Source organism: Clostridium sp. AF27-5AA, from assembly GCF_003478415.1.
Taxonomy (GTDB): Bacteria; Bacillota; Clostridia; order Lachnospirales; family Lachnospiraceae; genus Otoolea; species Otoolea fessa.
Genome location: NZ_QUFH01000007.1, coordinates 24,687 through 42,376, shown reverse-complemented (window position 1 = coordinate 42,376; position 17,690 = coordinate 24,687). Strand labels below are relative to the sequence as shown.

Genomic DNA, 17,690 nt, shown 5'->3' with positions numbered 1-17,690 from the left:
TTTGACATTTTAAATCAAGATGCATATTTTAGAATGCAGGAAGGGCAGTACCATGTTACTGTACACACACAGTACCACTTATTTATAATACTTATACCTATCATGTAGCATAGCATATAAATGAAGTTCGTAAATGTTATTTTTATGCATAAAACACATGAAAAATGCATAAAACACGTTTTTATACAAAAATTATTCATAAAAATGCAAAAAAAGTATTGCATAATTAGGATCAAGGAGGTATAATCTGGGTAATTTCACGTGAGGCATATAAATCTGCCGGTCTTAGTTGACTGGATGGACAAAGAAAAAAGCATCACGCAGGCAAATGATTGGAGGAAATGAAAAATGGCTAAGAAATATAATAAAATTGTTCTTGCATATTCAGGCGGTCTGGACACATCGGTTTTAATCCCGTGGCTGAAAGAAAACTATGGCTGTGAGGTTATCGCAGTTTCCGCTGACGTAGGTCAGGGTGCGGAGCTGGATGGTCTGGAAGAGAAGGCATTAAAGACAGGTGCTTCCAAGCTGTACATCGAGGATCTGAAGAAAGAGTTCGTAGATGAGTACATCATCCCGACCATGAAGGCTGGCGCTACTTATGAGCATTACCTGTTAGGTACTTCCTTCGCTCGTCCGATTATCGCTAAGAGAATCGTTGAAATTGCGAAGAAAGAGGGCGCAGACGCTATCTGCCACGGCTGTACCGGTAAAGGAAACGATCAGGTTCGTTTCGAACTGGCTATCAAGGCATTTGCTCCGCAGATGGATGTTATCGCTCCGTGGCGTTTCTGGGAACTGAATTCCCGTGAAAAAGAGATCGAGTACGCAGAGGCTCACAACATTCCGTTAAAGATTACGAAAGAGACCAACTACTCAAAGGATAAGAACCTGTGGCATTTGTCCCATGAGGGTCTGGATCTGGAGGATCCGGCAAACGAGGCTCCGATCAACAAACCTGGATTCCTTGAGTTGGGCGTATCTCCGGAGAATGCACCGGATAAAGCTGCTTATGTAACCATCCACTTCGAGAAGGGTGTTCCGACCAGTGTAAATGGCGAGGAGATGGATGCAGAGAAGGTAATCGAGACTCTGAACAAATTAGGCGGTGAGAATGGCTGTGGTCTGCTGGATATCGTAGAGAACCGTCTGGTTGGCATGAAGAGCCGCGGTGTTTATGAGACTCCTGGCGGAGCTATTCTTTACAAGGCACATGAGAAACTGGAAGAAATCACTCTGGACAAAGAGACACAGCACTACAAACAGCAGCTGGCTCTCAAGTTCGCTGAGTTAGTATACAACGGTCAGTGGTACACACCGCTTCGCAAGGCGATGAGCGCATTTGTTGATTCCACACAGGAGACCGTAACCGGTGATGTAAAACTGAAACTCTACAAGGGCAACATTATTCCGGCATCTGTTACATCCCCGTACAGCCTGTATTCCGCAGGTATGGCTACCTTCGATGAGGATGACTGCTACGATCAGGCAGATTCCGCTGGATTCATCAACCTGTTTGGACTTCCGATCAAGGTTCGCGCCCTGAACGACGAAGTTCTGGCAGCAAAGACCGGCGAGCATTTTCCAGGCGTAGAGTAATTTAGGAAAATAATAAATAATCTGCAGGCGACAAGCCCGCAGCCGATGGTGACCATTGGTTTTCCGGTATCTGCCGGTTCCAATGGTCGCATTGGTTCTAAATCAGAGAATAAAAAGGAGTTTACACTTATGGCAAAGTTATGGGCAGGACGATTCGGAAAAGAGACGGATCTGGAGGTGAATGATTTTAACTCATCGATTTCCTTTGACTGTCGTCTTTATAAGGAAGATATCACAGGCTCCATGGCCCATGCGGCTATGCTGGGCAAGCAGGGCATCATTGCGAAGGAAGAATCAGACAAGATTATCGAAGGACTGAAAGGTATCTTAGCGGATATCGAGGCAGGCAAGATTCATTTCTCACAGGATTATGAGGATATTCATATGAATGTAGAGCAGATTCTGACCGAGCGCATCGGCGATGCCGGAAAACGTCTTCATACGGCGAGATCCAGAAATGATCAGGTTGCACTGGATATGCGTCTTTACGTGAAGAAAGAGATCGTGGCAATCAAGAAAGAAATCATCGATTTCATGGAAGCACTCTGTGAGAGCGCGAAAAATAATCTGGAGACTGTTATGCCGGGGTATACGCACCTGCAGCGGGCACAGCCGGTTACATTTGGACATTATATGATGGCATACGCCAATATGATGCGCCGCGATGTGATCCGTCTGGAAAACTGCTTAGAGGGCATGGATGATATGCCGCTCGGCTCAGGCGCACTGGCTTCCACCACATATCCGATTGACCGTGATTTTGTACGCCAGCAGCTTGGTTTTGCCAGAGTGACCAACAACTCCCTGGATGGTGTTTCTGACCGCGATTACTGCGTGGAGCTGACAGCCGCTTTATCCATCCTGATGATGCATCTGTCCCGTTTCTCTGAGGAAATTATTTCCTGGTGCTCCTGGGAGTTCAAGTTTGTAGAGCTGGATGATGCATTCTCCACCGGTTCTTCCATTATGCCCCAGAAGAAAAATCCGGATGTATGCGAGCTGGTCCGCGGCAAGACAGGACGTGTCTACGGCGATTTATTTACTCTTCTTACAATGTTAAAGGGCATTCCGCTGGCATACAACAAAGATATGCAGGAAGACAAAGAGGCTGTCTTTGATGCGATTGACACCGTAAAACAGTGCCTGCGTGTGCTGACACCGATGTTCTCCACGATGCAGATTCTGAAAGACAATATGAAGAAAGCCGCTCTGAAGGGCTTTATCAATGCAACGGACTGTGCAGATTACCTGACCAAGAAGGGAATGCCGTTCCGTGATGCATACAAGACAGTCGGACAGCTGGTTGCACAGTGTGTACGTGAGGACAAGTCTTTAGCCGATCTGACTCTGGAAGAGTACAAGACGCATTCGGATGCCTTTGAGAATGACGTATATGAAGCGATAGACTTAAAGACCTGTGTACGTGGACGTAAGGTGATTGGTGGACCGGCTCCGGAGGAAGTAACCCGTCAGATTTTGGTGATTGAGAAGTTTGTGAGCGAGCACGAAACGGTTTAGTGCATTCTGGTCAGCGCCGGATGCGGATGGTGATGGCTGCGTAAGCAATGACGGGCGTTGGAAATGTGACATAAGAAAGACGGATAGGAAACGGGGGACGAACAATGGCGAAACCGAAGATTTATATAGACGGAAAAGAAGGAACAACCGGACTGCAGATTTATGATCGTCTGGCCGGGAGAGAGGATATCGAACTGCTTCTGATTGATGAAGAAAAGCGGAAAGACAGTGAAGAACGGCGGAAACTGATTCACGCAGCAGATATTGTATTCTTGTGTCTGCCGGATATGGCGGCGATCGATGCGGTTGCGCTGGCAGAAGGTTCCAAGGCACGTATCATCGATGCCTCTACCGCACACCGGACGGCAGCCGGATGGACGTATGGTATGGCAGAGCTTTCGAATGCACATCGCGAGGCAATTCAGAAATCGAACCGCGTAGCGAATCCAGGCTGTCATGCGACCGGATTTATCACTTCAACGTATCCGCTGGTTGCACAGGGCGTGATTCCGAAGGATTATCCGATGACGGTATTTTCGCTGACTGGCTATTCGGGCGGCGGCAAAAAGATGATTGCCGAGTATGAATCCCCAGAGAAGCCGCAGAGTTATTTTGCACCCCGTATCTATGGCCTGACTCTGAAACATAAACATCTGCCGGAAATGCAGAAAATCTGCGGACTGGACTTCCCGCCGGTATTCAGTCCGATCGTGGATGATTACTATAAAGGAATGGCCGTCACGATTCAGCTTCAGAACCGTCTGCTTCCGGGGAAGCCGACCGCGGAAGATATCTACGAGAAGCTGGCTGGCTGGTATGACGGACAGAAGCTCATTAAGGTACATCCGTTTGGATATGACGGTATGATCGCGGCGGCAGATATGGCAGGCCGAGACAGTCTGGAGCTGATTGTCAATGGTCACGGGGAACAGACCATGGTGACGGCGCTCTTTGATAATCTTGGAAAGGGTGCTTCAGGCGCAGCCGTTCAGAACATGAACCTGATGCTCGGATTTGAGGAGACAACTGGACTGGCACTATAGAGGGGTTGAGAGATAAAATCATAAAATAGCTGCGGGGGACTATAAACATGAAGTTATATAAAAATGTACTCTCGGAGTCTTTCTGCACTTGCTTTTGTGGCTGATTTTCCGCCAGCCGCACCCGAATTTCATCAACGTACGCACCGCGTACGCCTCAGAAATTTGGGCACAACTGACAAAAAAACATCTCACAAAATCAAGCACAGAAAGATTCCGAGAGTACATTAAAAATGACAGGAGGAATGTCATATGAAGATAATCGAAGGCGGTGTTTGTGCTGCAAAAGGATTTAAAGCGGGCGCGATGCGCTGTGGAATCCGCAAATCTCATACAAAAAAGGATCTGGCGATGATCCTTTCGGACTGTGTCTGCAACGCATCGGCGGTTTATACGACCAACCGCGTCAAGGCATCACCGATTTTACTGACAAAGGAACATCTGGCCGACGGAAAGGCACAGGCGGTTATTGTCAATTCCGGAAATGCGAACGCGTGCGCTCCGTTTGGCATGGAGAATGCAAGAAGACAGGCAAAGGCAGGCGCGCGAGCGCTGGGCGTTTCGGAGGAAAATGTAATCGTAGCATCGACCGGCGTCATCGGTCAGACGCTTCCGGTTGAGGCGATCGAGGCTCATGCAGGCGAGATGGAGATGAAATATGACAACTCCCTGGTAGCTGCAGAAGCGATCATGACGACCGATACAAAAGTGAAGACGATCGCTGTTGAATTTGATGTAGATGGAACAACCTGCCACATCGGCGGTATCTGTAAGGGTTCCGGCATGATTCACCCGAATATGGGAACGATGCTGTGCTTCATCACAACCGATTGTGCAGTCAGCAGCGAGATGATCCGCAAGGCGCTGTTATTCAATGTAAAACGTACCTTCAACCGTGTGACTGTTGACGGCGATACTTCCACCAACGATATGTGTACCGTTCTGGCAAATGGTATGGCTGGCAATGCGGAGATTACTGCAGAAGATCCGGCATACGAGGCATTCCGCGAGGCATTGCAGACGGTTATGCAGGATCTGGCTCGTAAGATTGCGGCAGACGGCGAGGGCGCAAGCAAGCTGATGACCTGTACCGTGAAGGGAGCGAAGGACGAGGAGACAGCCGAGGTACTGGCAAAATCCATCGCCGGTTCTTCCCTGACCAAAGCAGCAATGTTCGGTTCCGATGCGAACTGGGGACGCGTTCTCTGCGCGATGGGCTATTCCGGAGCTGAGTTTAACACGGAGAAAGTGTTAGTCGAGTTTGCTTCCAAAGAGGGCAGCATTGCGGTCTGTGAGGACGGCAGAGGACTTGATTTTGATGAAGATCTGGCAAAGAAAATCTTAAGCCAGGATGAAGTGGAGATCAATGTAACGCTTCAGGAAGGCAGCGGAAGCGCTACCTGCTGGGGATGCGATTTGACCTATGATTATGTGAAGATTAATGGAGATTATCGGACGTGATGAAAACAGGATCAAAAATGAGCGCAGAAGTCCTGGTAGAGGCACTGCCTTATATTCAGGAATATGCAGGTAAAATTATCGTTGTAAAATACGGCGGAAACGCCATGATTAATGAAGATTTAAAGCAGGCGGTGATCGAGGATATCGTCCTTTTAAATCTGGTAGGAATCAAGGTCGTGCTGGTACACGGCGGCGGTCCGGAGATTTCGGAGATGCTCAAAAAAACCGGAAAAGAGTCTAAATTTGTCAAAGGTCTGCGCTACACAGACCGCGAGACGATGGATATTGTCCAGATGATTCTCTGCGGCAAGGTTAACAAAAACCTTGTTTCCCTGTTTGAGAAAGCAGGCGGACATGCCGTTGGTCTGGGCGGCATGGACGGCGGACTCTTCAAGGCGATCCAGTTAGTCGATCCGGATGGAACGGAATACGGCTATGTGGGAGATATTAAAGAAGTCAATGAGAAAGTCGTTCTCGATGTTTTAAATGAGGGCTTTATCCCGGTTGTTTCCTCCGTGGCAGCAGGCATGGACGAGGAGACAAACTATAACATCAATGCAGATACGGCAGCGGAGAAGCTGGCGGTGGCACTGAAAGCAAAAAAACTGATTCTTCTGACGGATGTATGCGGTCTGATGCGCGATCCGAAAGACGATTCGACATTGATTCCGAGACTGAAAGTTTCCGAGGTTCCGGCACTCATCAAAGAGGGCGTGATCTCCGGCGGCATGATTCCGAAGGTAGATTGCTGCGTTGAGGCAGTGCGCCAGGGTGTAGAACGTGCCAATATCCAGGATGGTCGTGTGCCGCACTCGATTCTGGTCGAGCTTTTGAGCGATGACGGTGTAGGAACCATGTTCTCGTAAACAAAGTTTGAAAGATGCATGGAGGATTTTTATGACATTTGAAGAAATCAAACAGGGCGAAGAAACTTATATTATGCACACATACGGACGTTTCCCGATTGCGCTGGATCACGGAAAAGGCGCGACGCTGTGGGATACGGAGGGAAAGAAATACATTGATCTGACCTCCGGCATCGGTGTCAACAGTCTTGGCCATGACAACGAGGCGCTGACGACTGCGGTATCGGAGCAGGCACATAAGCTGATGCACGCCTGTAACCTGTATTACACCGAGCCTATGGTGCAGGCAGCAAAGAAGTTGGTCGATGCAGCCGGAATGGGAAAAATCTTTTTTGCAAACTCCGGTGCGGAAGCCAACGAGGGCATGATCAAACTGGCAAGAAAGTATTCCTTTGACAAATACGGCGAGGGAAGAAATAAGATTATCACGCTGAAACAGTCTTTCCACGGACGTACCGTGACGACATTAAAGGCAACCGGACAGGACAAGTTCCATCAGTATTTCTTCCCATTTACGGAAGGATTTGATTATGCGGCAGCCAATGATATCGAAGACATGAAGCGCAAGATTGATGATACGACCTGCGCTGTCATGATGGAGATGATTCAGGGCGAGGGCGGCGTCCTTCCGCTTGATAAGGAATTTGTACAGGCAACTGCCGAGCTCTGCAAGGAGAAGGACATCCTGCTTCTGATTGACGAGGTTCAGACGGGCATCGGACGTACCGGAAGCCTGTTCTGCTATGAGCAGTACGGCGTTCAGCCGAACATCATCAGTATGGCCAAGGGACTCGGCGGCGGTGTTCCGATCGGTGCTGTCATGGCGGATAAGAAATGCCAGGATGTACTGGGCGCCGGTACGCACGGTACAACCTTCGGCGGCAATCCGCTCTGCTGTGCGGCTGCCAATACCGTATTAGATATCGTAAATAAGCCGGAATTCCTGAAATCGGTTCAGGAAAAGGGCGAGTACTTGAAAAAGGGGATTTTAGCGATCGGTTCTCCGAAGGTAAAAACCGTTCGCGGCATGGGACTGATGTTAGGCATCGTAGTGGACAAAGACGAGAGAGCTGCGATGGTCAGTCAGCTGATGGAGAAAGGCGTCCTGGTCCTGACAGCCGGTACAGAGGCGATCCGTCTGCTTCCGCCGCTTGTTATCACGAAAGAGGAGATGGACGAGGCAATCGCTGCTATGAGGGAGGTATTTTAGAAATGAAGCATTTATTAAAGCTGTTGGACTGCACACCGGAGGAGATTACCTCGATTCTGGATCTGGCAGATCAGTTAAAATATGAGCGTAAACATCACATTTCACATCGTCTTCTGGAGGGCAAATCCATCGGTCTGATTTTCCAGAAGTCATCCACCCGTACCAGAGTTTCCTTTGAGACAGGTATGTTCCAGCTCGGCGGACAGGCACTGTTCCTTTCCTCCCGAGACTTACAGATCGGACGCGGTGAGCCGGTACAGGATACCGCACGCGTACTGTCCCGTTATCTGGACGGCATCATGATCCGTACCTACGAGCAGAAAGAGGTGGAGGATCTGGCAAAATACGGTTCTATCCCGATCATCAACGGTCTGACCGATTTCTGCCATCCGTGCCAGGTGCTGGCTGACCTGATGACGATCCGTGAGAAATACGGCGTACTGAAAGGACTCAAGATGTGTTACATCGGCGACGGCAACAACATGGCGAACTCCCTGATCGTAGGCGGTCTGAAATCGGATATGCAGGTATCTATCGCAACTCCGGATAATTACCGTCCGGCGAAAGAAGTGCTGGATTTCGCAGCTGGCAATGACGCATTTACACTGGTAAATGATCCGATCAAGGCAGTGGAAAATGCAGACGTTGTCATCACAGATACATGGACTTCCATGGGTCAGGAAGAAGAGAAGAAGATCCGCCAGCAGGCATTCCAGGGATATCAGATCAATGATGAACTGATGGCTGCGGCTAAACCGGGGGCGATGGTAATGCACTGTCTGCCGGCTTACCGTGGACAGGAGATTACCGAGAAGATCTTTGAAGAACATGCGTCTGAGATCTTTGAAGAGGCGGAAAACCGGTTGCATGCCCAGAAGGCGGTTATGGTTACGCTGATGAAATAGAAATATATAGAAATGCATAAAAATGGCAAGGTGACGCGCCAGAAGCCAAATGCCCTCCGTTGCGGTTTCGGAGCCGGTAACACTAGGCTTGCATAGATTTGTTAAAAGCAGAGTCCAAAATACAAACTCGCTTCGCTCAGACAGGTGTATTTTGAACTCTAACACAAATCTCTGCGAGCCAAGAGTTACCAAGACTCCTGCAAATGCAACGGAGGGCATTTGGCTTCTGGCGCTGTATGTTGTATGCTTTTTGGGGTGTTTAAAAAGTGGAAATGTATGTTATAATTGGCATAAATAGTATAATATAAAAAATTTAGCAGATTAAGAAAATTTTAGGAGGTATCAGTATGACGAAAGAAGAGATTTCAGCGCGTCAGCAGCAGGCGGCTCAGTTTCATGCAATGGGGTATAATTGTGCCCAGTCGGTGGCGTGTGCGTTTGCGGATAAGGTGGATTTGGACAAGGTGGCGTTGTTTAAGGTGACGGAGGGGCTTGGTCTTGGCATGGGCGGCATGAATGGTACCTGCGGGGCCATTTCGGCGGCGGCTGTGCTGGCGGGGCTGAAGGATAGTACCGGGGATCTGGAGCTGGCGAATTCGAAGGCGGTTTCTTATAAGGATGCCAGAGAGTGCATCGCGCGTTTCCTTGAGAAGAACCAGAGCGTGGTCTGTAGGGATTTGAAGGGTGTAGAAACAGGAAATGTGCTGCGTGCCTGTCCGGACTGCATCAGCGATGCGGTGGAGATTATCGGAGAAGTATTGTTCTAATACATCCTCACAAATTGGCACGCTTGAAACTTCAGGTCTATGTTTTCCGTACCGTAGAATGAGTCAGACTGGATGGCAGATATTCTCCATTGTGTGAGAATATCTGCTTTTTATATATAAGGCTTGAAGATCTGAGAACAGGGGTGGCAGCGACTGACTTAATGCGCATCCCCTTAAATTTTTCTTAGAATACATCTAAATCCTGTCCATTTACAACGGCACCTTCATATCCGGCATCACGGATTTCCTGCAAAATGGCGGTGTTTCTGCGCGCCATCTCAGCCTCGACATCGCGGGTGTTGTCCTGGATTTCCATGTGATAGATACGGTGGTAGGTAACCAGAAGCCGCGGGTGCGCTTTGGCGGCAATCTTTGCCAGATCAACGCTGAGAGTGTGAACTTCCTGGTGGTATTTCTGCCATTTTGGCTCTCTGGCGGAGAGTCCGGCGGTGTACTCGACCTCATGGAGGAGAATATCGCAGCCTTCCGCTTTCTGCGCCACGATCTCAAGCGGAGCCGTGTCACCGCTGATCACGATCACCTTATCCGGTGTTGTAAACTTAAATCCGTAGCTTTCAAGCGTACCGTGGCTGACTGGAAATGCCTCAACCGTCACGCGGTCATCCTGATAAATGATACCAGGCTGGATATCGGTAGTTTCGACTTTGTAGCCATTTTCGTTGGCTTTTTCAAAGCCGTGGATACGGAAGTCGATGTCCGTCTCATATGCTTTTAAAATATGTTCGGTCATGTTCTGGATGCCTTTTGGACCGAATACTTTCAGCGGCTTCGGGCGTTCCAGCACCCACGGGGTAAAAATGAGATCCGGATAGCCGGCCGTGTGGTCGGTGTGCAGATGTGTGCAGAATGCGATCATCAGCCGGTCCGGGCGCAGGGCATCAATTCCCTGTTGGTATGCTTTCGCCGCCTGACGGACAACGCCAGGACCAAAATCTACAAGATAAGCGCGGTCGCCTACGACAACTGCAGAAGAAGGACCGCTGGCATTCGGGCAGGCGTTCGGGGTACCGGTTCCGAGAAGTACAAGCTTTGTTTCCATCATAAATATTCATCTCCTAAATTCATATGTAATATATTTTGCGCGAAATCATGAAAAAAGTTCGGGCAAATTAGATGTGTTCAGCCTTTGCACAGGTAAACACTGTGTCAAAGGCTGCATATATGTTTCGATCCTTTTGTTTTCATCAAGAGAAAGGTTTAATTTTGAGCGCCGTCTGTATGCCGGATGGAGATTCCCGTAAATCCATAGAAAATACTGAACAAAGGTGTTAAGTACAGTAAGAACAGGTATGGGAAGAATACTGACCAGGCAACGCCGAGGGTTCCAGACATGTATACACAGTAACCGTGCCACGGAATCATCGGACCGGATAAAGTACCTGCGTCCTCAAGGGTACGAGAAAGGATTTCTGGTGCGATTTTTCTGGATTTGAACAGCGGTTTCATCATATTTCCAGTCAGGACGTGGGACATCGGCTGGGAACAGCTGATTAAGCTGGTTACATAGCCGACTAAAAGGCTTGCTGCAATCAGGCTGCCATCGCTGTTGATGTGATTTACGATGGCGTTTAAGAGATTGCCGAGAACGCCGAGGCGATCCAGCATACCGCCCATACCAACTGCAAAGCAGATGATTGCCACATACTGAAGCATGCTGCTCATACCGCCGCGGTTTAAGATGGTCTGTAAAATACCTTCCTCAATGCTGGTACTGTATCCGTTGTAAGCAACACGGATGATACTCTGCAGAGTTGCGCCCTGATAGAAGAAAGAGACAGCTCCGGCGCAGATGGCGGAAAGACCAAGGGAGACAACCGCGTTTACTTTGCATAAAAGCAGAATAATGATTGCGATGGCTGGCAGCAGAGTGATGAAGCCAAGTTTAAACTCACCTTGCAGGGCATCGATGTATGTCAGAAGATTTCCAGTTTCATAGTTCCCTGAAGTCTGGCTGATGCCAAGAATTACAAAGAGAACCAGGCTGATGACAAAGGTCGGAAGCGTGGTCCAGAGCATGGAACGCACGTGGTCGTTTAATTTAGAGCCAGCAACCGCTGGAGCCAGGTTGGTTGTGTCGGAAAGCGGGCTTAATTTGTCACCGAACATCGCGCCGCAGATGACAGCACCTGCCACCATGCCAGGATGGATGCCCATCGCGTTGCCGATTGCCATCATGGCAACACCGGCACTGCCGACGGAACCGTAGGAGGTTCCGGTCACAAGGCTTAATACGGCACAGAAAATCAAGGTCAGAGGCAGCAGCCAGGTCGGGTTGATCAGTTTTAAACCGCCGACAATGATGGTTGCAATCGTGCCGCTTTGCAGCCAGGTACCGATCATGACGCCGATTGCCATGAGCAGGCACAGGGTAGGAACGACAACCCGGATCGCGTCGTAAGCGCCGTTTACAACATGCTCATAATTTATGCGTAATACCTTACAAAACAGATAGATGATGATCCAGCTCATAAATAGTCCAATCATCGGTCCGCCCGTTTTCAGCCGGATGCAGACTGCAACCGCTCCGATGATTAGGAGCAGAAGCAGAAGCGACTGAGGCATGTTTAATTTTTTGTCTTCGCTCATAACATAGTTCCTCCCTAATGTGAAAGTCGTGCTTTTTTTGAATTTAATGCGTTGAGGTTTAACGCGTTAAATTGTAAATTTATTTTCATTATACAGAATAATTCCGAAAAAATCAACCGTAGGAATAATATTTATTTGGCTCAAGGGGGGAGTATTCACGGGTAGGCACTTTTGGAACCGAAAGTGCCGTAAGAAAACGTGGTGGCAGCAGGAATTTGCCGTATTTAACTGCGAAGCCACGGCAAATTCCGTTACTGGGCACGTATGCGTGAACAGTAACGGAGAAGAGGTGCAGGTGATGTTCCGTGATGTGAAGAATTATGATATAATGAGCGCAAGTGAGCCAGAAAGCTGCTTGCAGATTTATGGCGAACGGCGAATGGCGATCACGATAGCTGCGTCAGCAGCGGTAAGCATCGAAGATGCGAATCGTGATATAATGGCAGAATTACTTAAAAATTTGACAGGAGAATGTTATGGAACAGAGGATTCAGTTATCAGATCATTTCGGTTTTGGGAGGTTGATCCGGTTTACAATTCCATCTATTTTAATGATGATTTTTACCTCCATTTACGGAGTGGTAGATGGATATTTTGTATCGAATTTTGTAGGAAAAACGCCGTTTGCGGCGGTCAATTTCATTATGCCGTTTCTGATGGTCGTAGGTGCCATGGGATTTATGTTCGGCACGGGTGGAAGTGCCCTGATTGCCCGGATTATGGGCGAGGGCAGGCGTGAGAAGGCCCAGGAGATTTTTTCCCTTCTGATCGCTGCGACCGTTGTTTCTGGTCTGGTAATTGCGGTTATCAGTATTCTGTTTTTACCGCAGATCGCTGCCTTTCTTGGCGCGAAGGGAGGGATGCTGGCGGACTGCATCCGGTATGGACGGATCATTCTGGTGGCGCTTCCGTTTTTAATGCTGCAGTATGCGTTTGGCAGCCTTTCCGTGACGGCGGAGAAGCCGAAGCTGGGGCTGATTGTAACGATCATTTCGGGTGTGCTCAATATGACGGGAGATGTTCTGTTCATGGGGGTGTTCCATTGGGGAATTGCCGGAGCGGCGATGGCGACTGCGATGGGACAGATCATAGGCGGAACGATACCGCTGGTTTATTTCCTGCGGAAGAACAGCAGCAGCCTCCGCCTTCGCAGACCAAAGTGGGATGGAGGAGCGCTCAGACGTGCCTGCACCAACGGTGTATCGGAATTGATGAGCAGTATTTCCATGTCCATTGTCGGCATGCTGTATAACGCGCAGCTGATGCGCTACGCGGGAGAAAACGGAGTCGCAGCTTACGGAACCATCATGTATGTGGACTTTATTTTCCTTGCGATTTTCATCGGTTATGCGACCGGCGTAGCTCCGGTTATCAGCTATCACTACGGCGCAGGAAATAAAAAGGAGTTAAATAACCTGCTAAAGCGCAGTGTGGTTCTGATCGCGGCAGCGTCTCTGAGCATGCTGCTGCTGTCCGAGGTGATGGCGGCACCGTTGGCAGCTATTTTCGTAGGATATGATGCCGGGCTTCTGGACATGACGGTACATGCGTATTCCATTTATGCGGTTTCGTTCTTATTCTGCGGTTTCTCCATTTTCAGTTCCGCCTTTTTTACGGCGCTGGGAGATGGACTGACCTCGGCGCTGATAGCTTTTTTGCGTACTCTTGTGTTTGAAAGTGCATCGGTTATCATTCTGCCACTGCTCCTGGGCCTGAACGGAATCTGGGGCGCAATTATCGTGGCGGAATGTATGTCCGTGACGGTGTCAGTTATCTTTTTGGCGGCGAAGAGAAGGAGGTATCAATATTTTTAGATGCAGCGGATTTATAACCGGCTGGATGGTATGATTTTTAGCGCCCTTTCTAAAATCGGAAAAGCAAGTGGTGCACTGGAAAAGCCACCGAAGCATAAACTATCAGTAAGTAAGCTTCAGGGTGGCTTTTTCTTTGCATACATTTCCAAAGCCTTTGACACCTGGAGAGGAACGGTCCTGTCTGGAACGCATGAAAGAGGGAGACCATGAGGCACGCAATACTCTGATAGAGCGAAATTTACGGCTGGTGGCGCATGTGACCAGAAAATATCAGGGTACAGATTATGAAATGGAAGATCTCCTGTCGATTGGCACCATCGGGCTCATTAAAGCGGTCAATACGTTTCATCCGGAGCGGGGATCGCGGTTGGCGACATATGCGGCGAAATGTATCGAGAATGAGATTCTGATGACCTTCCGTGCTGGTAAAAAATATGCAAAGGATATCTCGTTATATGACCCGATCGGGGTAGATAAAGACGGAGAAACCGTCAGCCGGATGGATGTGCTGGAGGCAGAAGGAAAAGAAGTTCTGGAAACCATTATTTTAAAGCAGGAAATTGAACAGCTTTACCGCGCCTATGAAGCGTGTTTAAAAGAAACAGAGAAAATCGTCTTACGCAGCCGGTACGGGCTGTTTGGCGGAAAGGAACAGACGCAGCGGGAGATTGCCGCCAGACTTGGGATTTCGCGTTCTTATGTAAGCCGGATCGAGAAGCGGGCGCTGGAAAAAATGCGGCGGGGATTTGCGGAACACAAATAAAGAACAGAAAAAGCGGCTGGCAGATGTTAGGATGGACATCTGTCAGCCGCTTTTGTCATGTAATAGGAAATTTTCTGGAATTCCCTATTACACAAAAAGGCACTAACGTGCCAATGATGCGCACTCGCGCGAAGCAGAAACATGTCGCAAGCGACCGCGCTCGGCGCGAGAATGTGCCAAGCACATTCTTTTTCATCTCTTAGTCCTCAGCGTCCCGATATCCGTTCGGGTTCATCGACTGCCATTTCCAGGAGTCAGCGCACATCTCCTCAATGCCGTACTGAGCTTCCCAGCCGAGTTCATTTTTCGCTTTGGTAGCATCGGAGTAGCAGGTTGCGATATCGCCGGCGCGGCGTGGCTTGATTTCATAAGGAATTGTTTTGCCGCAGGCTTTTTCGTAAGCCTTGACAACATCGAGTACGCTGTAGCCTTTGCCGGTGCCGAGGTTGTAGATATATACGTCTGGCTTATCGTTAAATTTTTGGAGTGCTTTTACATGACCGACTGCAAGGTCAACTACGTGGATGTAATCGCGCACACCGGTTCCGTCCGGAGTCGGGTAGTCATTGCCGAAGACACCGAGGCATTTCAGCTTGCCGACAGCAACCTGTGCGATATAAGGAACCAGGTTGTTCGGGATTCCCTTCGGATCCTCGCCGATCAGACCGCTCTTGTGTGCACCGATTGGGTTGAAGTAGCGGAGCAGAACGACATTCCATTCCGGATCTGCCACGTGCAGGTCAGTTAAAATCTGCTCAAGCATTCCCTTTGTCTGACCGTAAGGGTTTGTGATTTTGCCTTTCGGGCATTCTTCGGTGATCGGGACGAATGCCGGATCTCCGTATACGGTAGCGGAGGAACTGAAAATGATTTTCTTGACGCCATGATTGCGCATTACGTCGCAGAGAATCAGGGTTCCGGTGATATTGTTGTGGTAATATTCCAGTGGCTTCGCAACGGATTCTCCGACTGCCTTTAAGCCTGCAAAATGAATGACCGAATCGATGGATTCTTTCTCAAAAATCTCATTGACTGCCTCGCGATCCAGCATATCTGCCTTGTAAAAGGTTACATGCTTGCCGGTGATTTTCTCCACGCGGCGCAGCGCTTCCTCACTGGCATTGTAAAGGTTGTCCATGACAACGACCTCATATCCGGCGTTTAAAAGTTCGATGCAGGTATGACTGCCGATGTAACCGGCGCCTCCAGTAACTAAAATAGCCATTGTAAACTCCTCCTTCATCCTACCTATAAGAATAATTCATTTTATACCTTCAATCTTTCTTTATTATAAACGCGGCTTGCGAGGAAAACAATCGGAAATATTGTCATGTGTTATCGAAATTATATTTTAAGAGGAAGTTTAACAACGCTTTGCGTAGAATTGGAAAGACTCGGATACAGTGTGCGTGATGATAGAATGTGCGTTCGAAAAACAGCTTGCATTTAAAAAGAGGGTGTGATATGATAAATACAGAACGGATGTTCGAGAAACGGGAGGAGGCAGAACCTCATGCTGATACAGGAAAATCTTTCAATCGAAGAAAAGTTAAGAATTTTATCGGATGCGGCGAAGTATGACGCCGCCTGCACATCCAGCGGCGTGGGTAGAAAGGGAAAGGAAGGCTTTCTTGGAAACAGCCGGGTGGACGGCATCTGCCACAGTTTTGCCTCGGATGGGCGCTGTATCTCCCTGCTGAAAATTTTATTTACGAACCAGTGCATCTATGACTGTCATTACTGTGTCAACCGTCGGAGCAATGACACGGTCCGTACCTCCTTTACGCCGGAGGAGGTCTGCCGTCTGACGATGGAATTTTACCGGCGCAACTATATAGAAGGATTGTTTTTAAGTTCCGGTGTGCTGGAGACACCGGATCACACGATGGAACTGCTGTATCAGACCTTGTACCGCCTTCGGCGCGTCCATCGATTTAACGGTTACATCCATGTGAAAGCAATTCCGGGGGCAGATCCGGAGCTGATTGAGAGAGTGGGCTTTCTGGCGGACCGGATGAGTGTGAATCTGGAGCTTCCGACGGCTGATGGTCTGGCGCGCCTGGCACCGGGAAAGACGCGGGACAAGATACTGCGCCCGATGCGCCAGATCCAGACTGGGATCGCGAGACAGCTGGAGCAGGAAGGGCGTCTGGAGAGCAGAGGGGCATGGCTTCCGCAGAAAGAGCGCGGAGAAATTCAGATTCCGGGAGACGGGAGAAATGGAATTGGTGGTAAAGCGATAGGAAAAGGGGAAAGGGAATGTCTGCAGGCTGACAAGGGAATTCTGAGTCCGAATCAGACAGAGACAAAGATGGATTGGGGGCGGAATGGAGACAAGGTAAAAGGATTTATGAGGTCGAAAGAGCCGGGGGAAATGGATGAAAGGGTTGGAAGGACACATACACCGGAGATCCCCCGTGTCATCCCAGGACGATCGATCTATGGCAGTTTCGGACTGGGAAATATCTCAAACCGCAAGAATTATTTCGTCCCCGGCGGTCAGAGCACACAGCTCATTGTCGGGGCGACTCCGGAGAGTGATTATCAGATGGTTGCGGTCGCGGAAGCGCTGTATCGGAATTTTGGATTAAAGAGGGTCTTTTATTCGGCGTTTATCAAGGTGAATGAGGACAGCCTGCTTCCGGATCTTCCGGACGGACCGCCGCTTCTGCGGGAACACCGTCTGTACCAGGCGGACTGGCTGATGCGCTACTATGGCTTCCGGGCATCGGAACTTCTGAGTGAAAAGCACCCTAATTTTAATGTGTTTCTGGATCCGAAGTGCGACTGGGCGCTGCAGAATCTGGGTGAGTTTCCGGTGGAGATAAACCGGGCACCGTATGAGACACTTCTGCGGGTTCCGGGCATCGGGGTAAAGTCTGCGATGCGGATTGTCGCAGCGAGAAAACAGGCGGCGCTTCGGTTTGAAGATTTGAAGAAGATGGGAGTTGTGCTGAAGCGGGCAGTATACTTCATTACCTGTTCAGGGCGGATGATGTACCCGGTGCAGATCCATGAGGATGCGATCGCGGCACAGCTAATCAGTGAAGAGAAGCGGAAGCAGTGGCAGCTGTCACAGAGCGGGCTGTACCGCCAGATGTCGCTGTTTGATGATTTTCACATGGCGCAGGCATGAAGCA

The 17,690-nt window shown here is 49.2% G+C and carries 14 protein-coding genes; 11 read left to right on the top strand and 3 right to left on the bottom strand.

Annotated elements, in window-relative coordinates:
• Positions 1 to 348: 348 nt before the first annotated feature.
• From DWY89_RS08580 to DWY89_RS08545, 8 genes are all read left to right on the top strand, one after another.
• Positions 349 to 1,599, top strand: coding sequence for an argininosuccinate synthase (locus tag DWY89_RS08580; protein ID WP_118523496.1), 1,251 nt, complete (start codon positions 349 to 351; stop codon positions 1,597 to 1,599).
• A gap of 129 nt (positions 1,600 to 1,728) precedes the next feature.
• On the top strand, positions 1,729 to 3,117 hold the full coding sequence (argH, locus tag DWY89_RS08575) for an argininosuccinate lyase (protein ID WP_107000435.1): 1,389 nt from the start codon (positions 1,729 to 1,731) through the stop codon (positions 3,115 to 3,117).
• A gap of 104 nt (positions 3,118 to 3,221) precedes the next feature.
• A complete protein-coding gene (gene argC / locus DWY89_RS08570; protein WP_118472017.1) occupies positions 3,222 to 4,160 on the top strand; it encodes an N-acetyl-gamma-glutamyl-phosphate reductase in 939 nt (312 codons plus the stop codon).
• A 249-nt stretch (positions 4,161 to 4,409) separates the two neighbouring features.
• Complete coding sequence (gene argJ, locus DWY89_RS08565) at positions 4,410 to 5,618, top strand: bifunctional ornithine acetyltransferase/N-acetylglutamate synthase (RefSeq protein ID WP_107000104.1); 1,209 nt, start codon at positions 4,410 to 4,412, stop codon at positions 5,616 to 5,618.
• 17 nt (positions 5,619 to 5,635) lie between these two features.
• On the top strand, positions 5,636 to 6,484 hold the full coding sequence (argB, locus tag DWY89_RS08560; RefSeq protein WP_233430166.1) for an acetylglutamate kinase: 849 nt from the start codon (positions 5,636 to 5,638) through the stop codon (positions 6,482 to 6,484).
• Between the two features lie 31 nt (positions 6,485 to 6,515).
• Positions 6,516 to 7,694 carry an aspartate aminotransferase family protein gene (locus DWY89_RS08555; RefSeq protein WP_118523483.1) on the top strand — a complete coding sequence of 393 codons (1,179 nt, stop codon included), beginning with the start codon at positions 6,516 to 6,518 and terminating at the stop codon, positions 7,692 to 7,694.
• A gap of 2 nt (positions 7,695 to 7,696) precedes the next feature.
• Positions 7,697 to 8,599, top strand: a complete 903-nt coding sequence (gene argF, locus DWY89_RS08550; RefSeq protein ID WP_022358782.1) for an ornithine carbamoyltransferase — start codon at positions 7,697 to 7,699, stop codon at positions 8,597 to 8,599.
• Between the two features lie 347 nt (positions 8,600 to 8,946).
• Positions 8,947 to 9,366 (top strand): C-GCAxxG-C-C family protein, encoded by a 420-nt coding sequence (locus DWY89_RS08545; RefSeq protein WP_107000101.1) that lies wholly within the window; start codon positions 8,947 to 8,949, stop codon positions 9,364 to 9,366.
• 184 nt (positions 9,367 to 9,550) lie between these two features.
• Here the strand turns inward: DWY89_RS08545 and DWY89_RS08540 are convergent, their stop codons facing one another.
• A complete protein-coding gene (locus DWY89_RS08540) occupies positions 9,551 to 10,429 on the bottom strand; it encodes an MBL fold metallo-hydrolase (protein WP_022358555.1) in 879 nt (292 codons plus the stop codon).
• 155 nt (positions 10,430 to 10,584) lie between these two features.
• Positions 10,585 to 11,973 (bottom strand): Na+/H+ antiporter NhaC, encoded by a 1,389-nt coding sequence (nhaC, locus tag DWY89_RS08535; protein ID WP_118523484.1) that lies wholly within the window; start codon positions 11,971 to 11,973, stop codon positions 10,585 to 10,587.
• A gap of 476 nt (positions 11,974 to 12,449) precedes the next feature.
• Here nhaC and DWY89_RS08530 point away from each other — a divergent pair, with 476 nt between their 5' ends.
• Both DWY89_RS08530 and sigK read left to right on the top strand, forming a co-directional pair.
• The gene (locus DWY89_RS08530; protein ID WP_118524162.1) at positions 12,450 to 13,787 is read left to right on the top strand and encodes an MATE family efflux transporter; all 1,338 of its coding nucleotides are present in this window, start codon (positions 12,450 to 12,452) and stop codon (positions 13,785 to 13,787) included.
• A gap of 133 nt (positions 13,788 to 13,920) precedes the next feature.
• Positions 13,921 to 14,550, top strand: a complete 630-nt coding sequence (gene sigK / locus DWY89_RS08525; protein ID WP_022358454.1) for an RNA polymerase sporulation sigma factor SigK — start codon at positions 13,921 to 13,923, stop codon at positions 14,548 to 14,550.
• 199 nt (positions 14,551 to 14,749) lie between these two features.
• On the opposite strand, the gene galE is transcribed toward sigK, so the two are convergent.
• A complete protein-coding gene (gene galE, locus DWY89_RS08520) occupies positions 14,750 to 15,775 on the bottom strand; it encodes a UDP-glucose 4-epimerase GalE (RefSeq protein ID WP_117795725.1) in 1,026 nt (341 codons plus the stop codon).
• Between the two features lie 288 nt (positions 15,776 to 16,063).
• On the opposite strand from galE, the gene DWY89_RS08515 reads away from it, so the two are divergent.
• On the top strand, positions 16,064 to 17,686 hold the full coding sequence (locus tag DWY89_RS08515; protein WP_118524585.1) for a putative DNA modification/repair radical SAM protein: 1,623 nt from the start codon (positions 16,064 to 16,066) through the stop codon (positions 17,684 to 17,686).
• Positions 17,687 to 17,690: the final 4 nt, after the last annotated feature.

What these genes read in the sequence shown, in the direction of transcription:
- DWY89_RS08580 (WP_118523496.1), top strand. Translation starts at nt 349, where the DNA reads ATGGCTAAGAAATATAATAAAATTGTTCTTGCATATTCAGGCGGTCTG.
- argH (WP_107000435.1), top strand. Translation starts at nt 1,729, where the DNA reads ATGGCAAAGTTATGGGCAGGACGATTCGGAAAAGAGACGGATCTGGAG.
- argC (WP_118472017.1), top strand. Translation starts at nt 3,222, where the DNA reads ATGGCGAAACCGAAGATTTATATAGACGGAAAAGAAGGAACAACCGGA.
- argJ (WP_107000104.1), top strand. Translation starts at nt 4,410, where the DNA reads ATGAAGATAATCGAAGGCGGTGTTTGTGCTGCAAAAGGATTTAAAGCG.
- argB (WP_233430166.1), top strand. Translation starts at nt 5,636, where the DNA reads ATGAGCGCAGAAGTCCTGGTAGAGGCACTGCCTTATATTCAGGAATAT.
- DWY89_RS08555 (WP_118523483.1), top strand. Translation starts at nt 6,516, where the DNA reads ATGACATTTGAAGAAATCAAACAGGGCGAAGAAACTTATATTATGCAC.
- argF (WP_022358782.1), top strand. Translation starts at nt 7,697, where the DNA reads ATGAAGCATTTATTAAAGCTGTTGGACTGCACACCGGAGGAGATTACC.
- DWY89_RS08545 (WP_107000101.1), top strand. Translation starts at nt 8,947, where the DNA reads ATGACGAAAGAAGAGATTTCAGCGCGTCAGCAGCAGGCGGCTCAGTTT.
- DWY89_RS08540 (WP_022358555.1), bottom strand. Translation starts at nt 10,429, where the DNA reads ATGATGGAAACAAAGCTTGTACTTCTCGGAACCGGTACCCCGAACGCC.
- nhaC (WP_118523484.1), bottom strand. Translation starts at nt 11,973, where the DNA reads ATGAGCGAAGACAAAAAATTAAACATGCCTCAGTCGCTTCTGCTTCTG.
- DWY89_RS08530 (WP_118524162.1), top strand. Translation starts at nt 12,450, where the DNA reads ATGGAACAGAGGATTCAGTTATCAGATCATTTCGGTTTTGGGAGGTTG.
- galE (WP_117795725.1), bottom strand. Translation starts at nt 15,775, where the DNA reads ATGGCTATTTTAGTTACTGGAGGCGCCGGTTACATCGGCAGTCATACC.
- DWY89_RS08515 (WP_118524585.1), top strand. Translation starts at nt 16,064, where the DNA reads ATGCTGATACAGGAAAATCTTTCAATCGAAGAAAAGTTAAGAATTTTA.